Annotated in this window: 11 protein-coding genes; 1 reads left to right on the forward strand and 10 read right to left on the reverse strand. The window is 62.0% G+C overall.

The window, feature by feature from the left end; all coding sequences use genetic code 11:
* Positions 1 to 57: 57 nt before the first annotated feature.
* From BLX41_RS00390 to BLX41_RS00400, 3 genes are all read right to left on the reverse strand, one after another.
* Positions 58 to 1,068 carry an ABC transporter substrate-binding protein gene (locus BLX41_RS00390; RefSeq protein ID WP_123723303.1) on the reverse strand — a complete coding sequence of 337 codons (1,011 nt, stop codon included), beginning with the start codon at positions 1,066 to 1,068 and terminating at the stop codon, positions 58 to 60.
* Positions 1,069 to 1,204: 136 nt separating this feature from the next.
* A complete protein-coding gene (locus BLX41_RS00395; protein WP_123723304.1) occupies positions 1,205 to 1,408 on the reverse strand; it encodes a hypothetical protein in 204 nt (67 codons plus the stop codon).
* Complete coding sequence (locus BLX41_RS00400) at positions 1,408 to 1,878, reverse strand: hypothetical protein (RefSeq protein ID WP_123723305.1); 471 nt, start codon at positions 1,876 to 1,878, stop codon at positions 1,408 to 1,410. Before BLX41_RS00400 ends, BLX41_RS00395 begins: the two co-directional genes overlap by 1 nt.
* Before the next feature lie 683 nt (positions 1,879 to 2,561).
* On the opposite strand from BLX41_RS00400, the gene BLX41_RS00405 reads away from it, so the two are divergent.
* Positions 2,562 to 2,792, forward strand: coding sequence for a hypothetical protein (locus BLX41_RS00405; protein ID WP_123723306.1), 231 nt, complete (start codon positions 2,562 to 2,564; stop codon positions 2,790 to 2,792).
* Between the two features lie 180 nt (positions 2,793 to 2,972).
* Here the strand turns inward: BLX41_RS00405 and BLX41_RS00410 are convergent, their stop codons facing one another.
* The 7 genes from BLX41_RS00410 to BLX41_RS00445 form a co-directional block, all read right to left on the reverse strand.
* The gene (locus BLX41_RS00410) at positions 2,973 to 3,191 is read right to left on the reverse strand and encodes a hypothetical protein (RefSeq protein WP_123723307.1); all 219 of its coding nucleotides are present in this window, start codon (positions 3,189 to 3,191) and stop codon (positions 2,973 to 2,975) included.
* 117 nt (positions 3,192 to 3,308) lie between these two features.
* Positions 3,309 to 4,934, reverse strand: coding sequence for a methyl-accepting chemotaxis protein (locus BLX41_RS00415; protein WP_123723308.1), 1,626 nt, complete (start codon positions 4,932 to 4,934; stop codon positions 3,309 to 3,311).
* A 162-nt stretch (positions 4,935 to 5,096) separates the two neighbouring features.
* Positions 5,097 to 5,501, reverse strand: a complete 405-nt coding sequence (locus tag BLX41_RS00420; RefSeq protein WP_123723309.1) for a TraR/DksA family transcriptional regulator — start codon at positions 5,499 to 5,501, stop codon at positions 5,097 to 5,099.
* 422 nt (positions 5,502 to 5,923) lie between these two features.
* On the reverse strand, positions 5,924 to 6,946 hold the full coding sequence (locus BLX41_RS00425) for an ABC transporter permease (protein WP_123723310.1): 1,023 nt from the start codon (positions 6,944 to 6,946) through the stop codon (positions 5,924 to 5,926).
* Positions 6,947 to 7,014: 68 nt separating this feature from the next.
* Positions 7,015 to 8,580: a sugar ABC transporter ATP-binding protein gene (locus BLX41_RS00430; RefSeq protein ID WP_123723312.1), complete on the reverse strand. Its 1,566-nt coding sequence runs from the start codon at positions 8,578 to 8,580 to the stop codon at positions 7,015 to 7,017.
* A 104-nt stretch (positions 8,581 to 8,684) separates the two neighbouring features.
* On the reverse strand, positions 8,685 to 9,611 hold the full coding sequence (locus BLX41_RS00435) for a sugar ABC transporter substrate-binding protein (protein WP_102864452.1): 927 nt from the start codon (positions 9,609 to 9,611) through the stop codon (positions 8,685 to 8,687).
* 383 nt (positions 9,612 to 9,994) lie between these two features.
* The gene (locus BLX41_RS00445; protein WP_123723311.1) at positions 9,995 to 11,047 is read right to left on the reverse strand and encodes a Gfo/Idh/MocA family protein; all 1,053 of its coding nucleotides are present in this window, start codon (positions 11,045 to 11,047) and stop codon (positions 9,995 to 9,997) included.
* Between the last annotated feature and the right edge of the window lie 160 nt (positions 11,048 to 11,207).

Consider the following 11,207-nt stretch of genomic DNA (forward strand, 5'->3'; position numbering starts at 1 on the left):
GCGTCGCCATGGACGGTGCAAGGCTTGCGGGCCCTTTCGCCGGCAAGCCGGCTCCTACTACAGGGACGCGGCGACTTTGGCGGCGACGTCCTGGGGCACCCAGTTGCGCCAGAGGTCAGGATGCTGCTTGAGGAAGGCCCGGGCCGCATCACGGGGGGCGCTGTGGTTTTCGCTCATCTGCGCCAGGGCCTGGTTGAGGGGCTCGATGGGCAGGTCCACCTGGCTAAAGAAGTGCACCAACTGCGGGTACTGTTTGTGAAAGGGCGCAGACACGCCGATGGACAGTTTCGAGGCCAGGGAACGGGTCGGGCGCGGGTTGGGGTTGTCGGCGTCGGTCAGGGTCTTCCAGGCCTCGGCATCAAAGGGCGGCTCTTGCAGTTGTACCAGTTTGAAACGCCCCAGCAGAGGCGTCGGTGACCAGTAGTAGAACAGGATCGGCTTGCCCCGCCGGATCGACGAGCTGATCTCCGCATCCAGGGCCGCGCCGGAGCCGCTGCGAAAGTTCACGTAGCTGTCCTCCAGGCCATAGGCCTTGAGCTTCTGCTGGTTGACGATCTCCGAGGTCCAGCCAATCGGGCTGTTGAGAAAACGCCCCTTGTTCGGACTTTCCGGGTCCTTGAACACATCCTTGTAGCGAGCCAGGTCGGTGACGCTGCGCAACTCCGGCGCCAGGGCCACGATGCCCTTGGCGGGATCGCCCTTGATCACATACTCCGGCACCCACCAGCCTTCGGTGGCGCCCCTGACCGTGTCCCCCAAAGCCAGCACCTTGCCCTCAGCCTCGGCCTTGACCCACACCGGGCTGCGCCCCGCCCACTCTTCGCCAATCACCTGGATATCGTTGTTGGCCAGGGCGGTTTCCAGGGTGATGGTGGTGCCGGGCAGCGTATCGGTGGGCAGGCCGTAACCGCTCTCGACCACGATCCGCAGGATCTCGGTAATCAGGCTGCCGCTTTCCCAATTCAGGTCGGCAAAGTGAATCGGCGCGGGGGCCGCCGCCAGCGCAGGCGTGCTCAGCCCGGCCAGGGCCAACAGGCTGCTGGCCAGCAGCGCTCGAAATCCTTTCATGGGTGCACCTCTCGGGGGTCGGGACCGGGGCAAAAGGGACACGCAAGGCAAAGATGCCAGGCCCCTGAAGCATTCAGTCAACTGACTCTAGTAGAGGTTCCGTATTTTCCACCGCGGGCATGGCCCGGATCGACCCTCAAGGGTCCGCCGGCTCCTGCAGCCGCTGCAACTCGCGGCGCACCATGCTGGCGTAAGCCGCCGGGCGCAAGTGGTACAGCTGGCCGGCCACCCAGTTCAGCCAGGCGCCCTGCAGGCGCGGTCTCTCGGCGAACAGGCGTTGGGCCTCGTCACAGGCGGCCTGCTGGTGCTGCTGGTGAAACTCGGCGCGGCTCTGGCTCATCACTCGCTGGCCTTGAAGCTCACCAGTTCGCCCTTGCGGAACTTGGCAGCCTTGGCGCTGACCGCCTTGAGGGTCTTGCTCAAGCCTTCCTGCAATTGTTCGTTGGCGGCGAAGACCATCACCACCGAGTGACCTTCCCTGAACACTATCCCCTGCCCCTGGGGACTGCTGACAAAGGCATAGTCGCCCAGGCCATAGACCGTCAGCTTGATGTCGCGAAAGCGGATTTCCAGCTTGCCGCCTTCACGGCTGGGCAGCACGGCGGCGCGAAAATGATCGCCCACCTTGAGTTCCAGTCGTGGCTTGTCGTCCACCACCAACGCGCTCTCGGTATCGATTTCGGCGATGTAGATGCCTTCGGCGGACTGTTCGGTGATATAGACAAAACGAGATTGGAACTGCTTGACCAGCTTTGCGCGCAAATCACCCAAAACGAACAAGGCATGCATTTCAAGATTACTTACTGCCAAGGAACACTCCCCGATACTCAAAATGATGCTGTCCGAGGAAAAACGGACAGCACAAAAAAATCGCCATGACGGCGTAGTCAACCCAATCAGTGACCCAAAAAGCACATAAGTGAACCCGGCACTCCCGGCCACGGCGCTGACGCCGGAGCTGAGCAACGGGCATTTCGCCGATGCATCAGGCTCATGTCGAAGGCTGTAGGAGTAGGCTCTGACACCCCGCAAAGCGTGGCGGCACGTTAACTGGAGCGGGTGCTGAAACCGGCCTGCTGGCCGGATACACCCTGATCATGATTCCCCAGATCGGCAGCCACTTCGGGTTGCAGAAGCAATTCTAGAGCAACTTTGTGCATTTCGACTATTTAAAGCATCCGAGCACTAGTCACCCGACCAGTAATACAAAGACCCATGTTGGAGATCAGCCGGTAATGTTGCCGGGAGTGAGTGCTCGACGGCCGGACATTCTAGCCAGTAATACGCTGATGCAGTGGGCTGGATTGCCGGAGTTCTGCATCAGGATTTCCTGATAGGAAGTTTCAGCTTAGAACACCAGAATAATCTTTACCTGGAGCAAGGTGACATAACTCAGCCCGTCGCCGCCTAACAACTGCCATACTCCGCCACTGGTTGAATGTCCGCAGCACGCGGTGTTCAAGCACTCACTCATCTCCAAGGGAAGGCTAGAAGTGACCGAACTAGATATTGGCGAGTTTTTCATTCGTGGCGAGTGCAGAGAAGTCGAAGGCGAATTTCAGGCCGTGATTGCCATGCGCGCCAAACCCCCACTGACCCAGGTCACCTTCCACCAGGTGGAACGCGACCGTTGGTTCAAGACCGCGGAAGAAGCTGCAGCGGCGGCCAGGGCATCCGCCAAGGCCCTCAAGCTGGCCATCGACCAGGGCGCCCTGAACGCCTGATACCTGCCCCAGCGCGCCGCCCCAGGGACCCAGCGGCGCCACCGTGCCCCAGGCGAGATCCGTTTAAGAGCATCATGACGATTAACTTAAAACCACCGACTCGCCTCCGGCCCCTGCCTGCAACGACCTCAATCCCTGCATCCGCCCCCGCCGTTCAACACGCCAGGCGCAGCCCAGGCATCAAGCCGAATGCTGGAACGCATGGCGACCGGACCGGCCCTGCGCCAATTGCGCCTGCCAGGCCTGCCGGCACTCCTCGGCTTCGCCGCGACTGGCAAAGGCCGTGCCACGTTGTTCGCCATTGACCAGCACCACCCAGCACGCCTTGCGTCCCAGATCCCGCAGCATGGGGGGAACACCACTGCCGATCATCACTGCTACATCAACCTTGCTGTGCATGGAGAACCTCCGGGAATTAGTTAGCTCCCTAACGATATGGGAATACTAGTCAGTTCCCGGCGCCTGGAACAGTCAGATTCTGCACAGCAGTGTTACGTCCCTGGTAACAATGTCCTCTCAACCCTTGCGCTGGGGCGGCGCCTGCTCGGGCTTGTAGCCCAGGCGCAGCCCGCCCCAATGCCGCCCCTGGACCCAGATCGGCACCGACAAGTCGTGCATCAGTTCGCCGGTATCCCGGGTATAGGTCTGCAGCAACAACGGTTGCTGGTGGCTACCACAACGAATGCCGGTGCGATCGGCGAACTTGCGCTTGCTGCGGTTATGCAGGTTGTCCACCACGCGATCGCCGGTCAGCGGTTGGGAGAAGGCCTGGTTGTGGGTCGGTACATAACCTTCCTGGGTACAGGCGATGGCGAACACCAGGCCGTCATGGCGCGGCAGCAGGGATTCCTGGATCGGCGGCAACACCTGGTCGGTGTAGCGGTCGAAACGGGTCTGGTACCTGGCCGGATTGGTGTTGGCGATCAACTGGTAGTGGCGGTCGAACAGGTCGTCGAGGCTGATGCGGTTCTGCGCCAGGTCGGTCTCGAACTGCTCGGCGATACGCCGGGCGCCTTCACGGGCCAGGTCATAGATGCGCTGGTGGTAGTCATCCAGTCCCACAGCCGCCAGGCGCTCGCTGATGGTTTCCGCCTGCCCTTCCATCTGCACCGCGGCCTGGGCCAGGCTGCGGGTCTGCTGATCGCTGACCGCCAGGTCGCTGCGCATCTGCTCCACGGCATGGAACAGGCTGTCCAACTGTTCGCGGTTGGTCTCGGCGCCCCGGGCGATCTCGCTGACCTGGCCTTCCACCCCCGCTGCCAGACGAGCGATGTTGTCCAGGTGTCGACCGGTGTGTTCCACCTGCTCCACCCCCAGGTTCAAGTCGTCGGACAGCTGGCGAATCTGCTCCACCACGTCGCTGGTACGTTGCTGGATATCGGCCACCATCACCCCGACCTCATCGGTGGCCGTGGCCGTCCGTCCGGCCAGCCCGCGCACTTCGTCGGCGACCACGGCAAAACCCCGTCCGTGCTCCCCGGCCCGGGCTGCCTCGATAGCCGCATTCAGGGCCAGCAGGTTGGTCTGGCTGGCGATGGACTGGATCACCAGGGTCACCCGCTGGATCTCTTCACTGCGTTGGCTCAAGGCCTCGATCAGCTCGCGGCTGCCACTGGCCCGCTCGCTCAGGGAGTGCATGCGACTGATGGACTCCCCCAGCACCGTGCGCCCTTCGGCGCTGCTGGCGTGGGCCTCACTGGCCGCCTCCAGGGCTTGCCGGCTGAGTTGCGAGGTGGCCTGTTCGGTCTTGATCATCACTTCGGCGTTGCCGACGATGCGCGCCGCCGCATCCAGCTGGGATTGCAGCTTGCCCGCCAGTTGCGTCACCGAATAGGCCACGCCAGCGGCAGACAGGGCGTTATGGGTGGTGCTGTAGGACAGGTCGCGGGTCAGCGTCGACAGTTCACTGTCGGCCATTGTCGCCGGTGCCTCGGGCACCTTGCGGCTTCTCAGCCGGGGCAGCCAGACCACCAGCACCGCCAGGGGCAGGCACAGGTACAGCGGCCAGTCACCGAGTGCCTGACCGCCCAGCAAGCCTATCAAGGCCGCGCTCTGCAAAGTCGGCGCCCACCAACGGGCAGCAGCGGGTGTTGTTGCCAGCGGTGGCGCGAGCGGCACCGCTAGAGATCCATCTCTTGACATGTTTAGCACCCCACATCGTTCTAATTATTTTCGGCATTAGACGCCACTAGAAGGCCATTATCCATGGTCCCTTAGTCGGGGGTTTGCAGTAGATCAAGGGAATGAACGGGTATGGAGCCGTACCCGGAAAAACAAAGCCCCCGCTGTGGCGGGGGCTGGCGATCAGGCTTGGCGCTGATGCTTGTCGATCTGCTCGTGGCGCTCTTGGGCTTCGATGCAGTACTTGGTGGTCGGGCTGATCAGCAGGCGCTTGAGGCCGATCGGCTCGCCGCTGTCGTCGCACCAGCCGAAGCTGTCGTCACTGATCCGGCCCAGGGCCTGCTCCAGTTGCGGCAACATGCGCTGGTCGCGATCAATGGCGTTGACCAACCAGGTGCGCTCTTCTTCGACGGAAGCGGCGTCGGCCGGGTCAGCCGGGGTGTCCAGGCTTTCAATGGCGATCCGGTTCTGCTCGATGCGCTCGTGGGTTTCCACCTTCATGGCTTGCAACAGGTCGCTGAAAAAAGCGTGCTGCTCGGCATTCATGTAGTCATCCGCCGGCATGGCCAGCAACTTATCCTTGGTCATTGATTTCTCTATAAAAAATACGTGCATTAAGGCGAATTCAAACTGTTTCCGGTTGACCCGTCAGGTCATCAGAAAGGCGCCATACCTTCCAAGCGCCACCCGGCACTCAATTTACGAGGGGCGGCAGTCTAAGGCCGGTTTGAGGGCGCAGCAACTGAAATGACAGCGAATCTGTCCGACAAACCGCACAAAGCCCGCAATTGCGGGCTTTGGTGGCGCTTGTCAGAGTGCTTTTATAACAAAAAATTCCATACGAGCAGGTCTGTTAGAAGACAAACGGCAGTACCGGACGGCGGATTCGAACCTTTTACCCCCATTTATCCCCCCGTAGGAGCCGGCTTGCCGGCGAACAGCCCCGCCCGTTGTGCACTGTCTTGCGGGCCCCTGCGCTGCCAAGCCTGCGCCTGCAACAGGCAGGTACATCAGCGCTTGAGCTTGCGTTTGTTGCGGTACTGGTCGATGACCACCGCCACCACAATGATCAGCCCCTTGATGATGTCCTGGATGTAGGCATCCACCCCGACAAAGGTGAAGCCGCTGGCCATGACGCCAAGAATCAGCGCGCCGATCACCGTGCCGGTGATGCGCCCCACGCCACCGGCCAGACTGGTGCCGCCGATCACGGCCGCGGCAATCGCGTCCAGTTCATAGGACATGCCCATCCCCGCCTGCCCGGTGGCGGCCCGCGCCGAGGCCACCACCCCGGCCAGCCCTGCCAGCAGTCCGGCGATGCTGTAGACGATCACCAGATGGCGCTTGACGTTGATCCCCGAGGTGCGCGCCGCCTGCATGTTGCCGCCGATGGCGTAGGTGTATTTGCCGTACTTGGTGTAGCGCAGGGCGATGTGGAAGATCACCGCCACCACCAGGAAGATGATCACCGGCATGGCCCCGTGACCGATGGCGGTGTAGGAATCCGAGAGCATGCTCACCGGTTGGCCTTCGGTGTAGTAGCGGGCCAGGCCGCGGGCCGAAACCATCATGCCCAGGGTGGCGATAAAGGGCGGAATGCCGGTAATGGCGATGATGCTGCCGTTGATCCCCCCCGCCAGCAGCCCCACGCCCAGCCCGACCACCACCGGTATCCACACCGGCAAGTCGGTCAGGGACGGAAACACCGCCCGGGAAAAGTCCGAGGTCTGGGCCAGGCTGGCGGCAATCATCGCCGACAGCGCCAACACCGAGCCCGAGGACAGGTCGATGCCCGTGGTGATGATCACCTGGGTCACGCCGATGGCCAGCAGGCCGATGATCGACACCTGCAGGATCATCAGCACCAGGCGCTGGGAGTTCATCAGGAAGCTCTGGTCACGAACGATCCAGCCGAACAGCTCGAAGACCAGGCCGATGCCGATCAGGACCAGAAAAATACTCAGTTCGGTGGGAAAGCGCCGGCGCGTTCTAGCGGGCGCCGCGGCCGGTTTGTTTTCAGACATCACGTTCATAACCACTCACCTTTGTTAGTGCCTGGCCGCGGCGAATCACAGCGCCGCCGGCCGCCATCGATTGAAAATCAGTGCACCACCGACATTCCTGACGCCAATTGCATCACCCGTTCCTGGGTCGCCTCGCTGCGGTCGAGGGTGCCCATGAGTTCACCTTCGTGCATGACCATGACCCGGTCGCTCATGCCCAGCACCTCGGGCAGCTCCGAGGAAATCATGATCACCGCCATGCCTTCGCTGGCGAGGAAGGAGATCAAGCGGTAGATCTCCGCCTTGGCCCCGACATCGATACCCCGAGTCGGCTCATCGAGAATCAGGATTCGCGGGTTGGTCATCAGCCAGCGCGCCAACAGGGCCTTCTGCTGATTGCCCCCGGACAAGGTATCGATGCATTGCTCCAGGGACGGGGTCTTGACCCGCAGCTTCTTGCACATGTCCTCGCACAGGGCACGCAAGGCCTTCTGCTGGACAAAACCGCCGCCGGCGTAATGGGGCAGCACCGCCACCTCCATGTTTTCCAGGACCGACAGGCACGGGAACAGCCCGCTGAGCTTGCGATCCTCGGTCAGCAGGGCAAAGCCCTTCTCGATCGCCTGGTGCGGGTCGCTGATGCGCAGGGCCTGGCCGTCGAGGACCATCTCGCCGCCGTCGCAGGGGGTGATGCCGAACAGGGTTTCGGCGACATTGGTCCGGCCCGAGCCCATCAGCCCGGCGATGCCGAGGATCTCCCCGGCATGCAGGTCGAACGACACCCTGTCGAATACCCCGTCCAGGCGCAGGTCGCGGACCTTGAGCAGCAGGTCGCCGATGGGGTTCTCACGCTGGGGAAACAGCTGGCTCAGCTCGCGCCCCACCATCATCGAGATCAGGCTGTCGCCATCCAGGCTGTCGGCCCGTTGCAGGCCGATATAGGCACCGTCGCGGAACACCGCCACTTCATCGGCAATGGCGAACACTTCGTTCATTTTGTGGGTGATATAGATGATGCCCTTACCCTGGGCCTTGAGGTCGGCAATGATCGAGAACAGGTGCGCCACCTCCTTGTCGGTAATGGCCGAGGTCGGTTCGTCCATGATCAGCACGTCGGAGTCGTAGGACACCGCCTTGGCGATCTCCACCATCTGCCGCTCGGCGATGCTCAGGTTGCCCACCTGCTCCTCGGGATCGAGGTTGATGCGCAGGCGATCCAGCAACTGCGCGGTGCAGCGGTGCATGGCGCGGTGATCGATCATGCGCAGGCCATTGAGCTGCTCACGACCGATCCAGATGTTCTCGGCAATGCTCATGTGCGGCATCAGGTTGAGTTCCTGATGAATCATGGCAATGCCCGATTGCAAGGCCTGCAGGGGCGTTTCGAAGACCACCGGCCGGCCCTTGAGGCGCAGCTCCCCGGCGTCCGGCTGATAGATGCCGGCGATGATTTTCATCAGGGTCGACTTGCCGGCGCCGTTCTCGCCCATCAGCGCCAGCACCGTTCCCGGGCGTACCCGCAGTTGCACATCGGACAGAGCAACCACACCGGGAAAGCCCTTGCTGACGTTGATGACTTCCAGCAGATAGGGCTCTTCAATCGATGGGGCGGCAGGCAAGATACCCGCCAGCGGGGTGCTCGAGGCAGTCGCGCTAGAGAACATGATCAGGTACTCCATCGGCAAGGCCGCCCGCGGCCGCCTTGCCACTTATTACTTATTGTTGTTAGAGCCTGTTCTTCTGGAACAGCTCTGGAAGGTGAGCGGTGTTACTTGAACTGGTCGACGTTGTCCGGGGTGATCAGACGATACGGAACCCACACCGCCGGCTCCACCGGCTCATGCTTGATCATCTTCACCGCGGTATCGATGGAACCGTCCGCCTGGCCCTTGGCGTCCTGGAACACCGAGAGCGCCAACTCGCCCTTCTTCACCGCGCGCAAGCCATCCGGAGTGCCGTCGACACCGGCGATCAGCACACTGCCCTTCTCGACCCCGGCCTGCTTCAGCGCCATGGCGGCACCAATGGCCATTTCATCGTTGTTGGACACCACCGCGTCGAACTTGCGGCCCTGGGTCAGCCAGTCGTTGACCAGGGTCATGCCCTTGTCCCGCAGCCAGACCCCGGTCTGTTCCTGGTCGACCTTGATCCCCGGGTACTGGGCCAACACCTCCTTGACCCCCTTGGTGCGGTTGGTGGTGGAGTTGTTCGCCAGGTCGCCCAGCAGGATCACGATGTCGCCCTTGCCGCCCATCTTGTCGGCCAGGTACTGCATCTGCATTTTCCCGGCTTCCAGGTCATTGGAGGCCACGGTGACCACGCCCTTGGGCAGGTTCAGGTCATCCGGACGGCGGTTGACGTACACCAGGGGAATACCGGCCTTCACCGCAGCCTCGGTAATTTTCTTGGTGGCGGCGGTGTCCACCGGGTTGACCACGATCGCGTCGACTTTCTGGCTGATGAAGTTCTCGACCTGGCTCAACTGCTTGACCACATCGCTGCGGGCGTCTTCGAACTGCAGCTTGACGCCATCGGGCAGGGACTTGGCTTTCTGGTCCATCGACTCACGCAGATAGGTCAGCCAGGTGTCATCGAACTGCGACATGCTCACGCCAATCTTGATGTCGGCGAATGCGGCACCACTGGCCAGCAGCATCGACAGTGCAAGAGAGGCAAAACGGATCTTGGTGTTCATAACAGGTCTTTCTCCACATTCTTGTAGGTTTTATGGATAAAGCGCAGAAAAAGCTCAGAGCGGCAGATGCACGATGGGGGCACCGGGAACGCAGCACACCAGTGAACCGTTGCGTTCTTCGCACAGGAAGCCGAGGCAAGTCAGGAGGACGGCAGAACGGCTGGCCCGAGGCAGGACGGCGGCCGGCGCGTGAGGATGGCGAAACAATGAACGTACAGCCTGTACAACTGATTTGAAGGTTTTCATCGACGGTACCTGTTTGTTTTTGTTGGTCGGCCCGCACCGGTCTCAAGGCGTGCTTGAGGGGTTTGGAACCTAGCTAGTCGGCAACCTGGAAATGACTTTATTGGAAAATAATTTCTATATCAACTCATTTTAGAATTTTATTCTAAATCTGTTTTTCCCTCGGAAAACGTCGTCATCGATACCACCCGAGACTGCTGCGCACTCAAGCGCGCGGCGTCTAGCACCTGGGTGGTGGCCAACGCGTCGGCGGCCGTGACAGGCAGCGCGCCCAGGCCTTCCAGGGCCTGTTGCAACTGCTGATAGAACTGCTGCCAGGCACCTCGCTCCGAGGTTACGCGCTCGCGCTCATCCCCCTGTTCGAACCAGCCCCAGCGCCGATGCTCTTCCACCCCCCAGCGCTCGCCCTCGGTTTTCGGCGAGCGCCCGGCCACCAGGGCTTGCTCCTGACCATCCAGGCCATCGACGGTGTAGCAACCGGCGCTGCCATTGACCCGAAACCGCGGCCCCTGGCTGTTCTGCAGGCAACTGCCCCATAAATGCGCAACCACGCCGCTGACGTGGGTCAGGGAAACAAAAAAGCCGTGGTCGACCACGGCTTCTTCAGGGGTGTACTGCAGTTCGGCATAGACCCGAGCCACCGGCCCGAACAACTGCAGGGCCTGGTCCACCAGATGGCTGCCCAGGTCCCGCAGGAAACCGCCACCACTGGCATTGCCCACGGCTTGCGGGGCATAACGCTCGACCCGCGACTCGAAGCGGATGATCCGGCCCAGCGCGCCGCTGTCGAGGAGTTTGCGCAAGGTCAGGAAGTCCGAATCCCAGCGCCGGTTCATATAGACGCTGAGCGGCACCTGGCGCGCGGCGGCGGCCCGTATCATCCCCTCGGCCTCGGCCGCATCGGCGGCGAAGGGTTTGTCGCTGACCACCGCAATGCCCCGCTCAATGGCCTCCAGCACCAGGGCCGGGCGCCCGTCCAGGGGCGTGGAAATCACCAGGACATCGATCCCCGCCTGCGCCAATTGGCCAATGCTGTCGAACGTCGCAACCCCCGGATGATCCTCGGCCAGCAAGCGCCGGCGCTCTGCGGAGCGAGTCACCACCCCGACAAAACGCGCACCGGCCAGACTGGCAATCAACGGTGCATGAAAATGACGACCGCCATGGCCGTAACCCACCAGACCTATACGCATACACTCTCCATCCATTCATTCCCCACCATCGCCCTCTCCCCGCCATCCCTCGTAGGAGCTGGCTTGCCAGCGAAGGCGTCATCAAGACATTCACACCCTCCAAAGGCCTCTTCGCCGGCAAGCCGGCTCCTACAACAGAGATCCCCACGCCATCCCTTGT

The sequence above is a fragment of the Pseudomonas protegens genome (assembly GCF_003732485.1).
Lineage (GTDB): Bacteria > Pseudomonadota > Gammaproteobacteria > Pseudomonadales > Pseudomonadaceae > Aquipseudomonas > Aquipseudomonas protegens_B.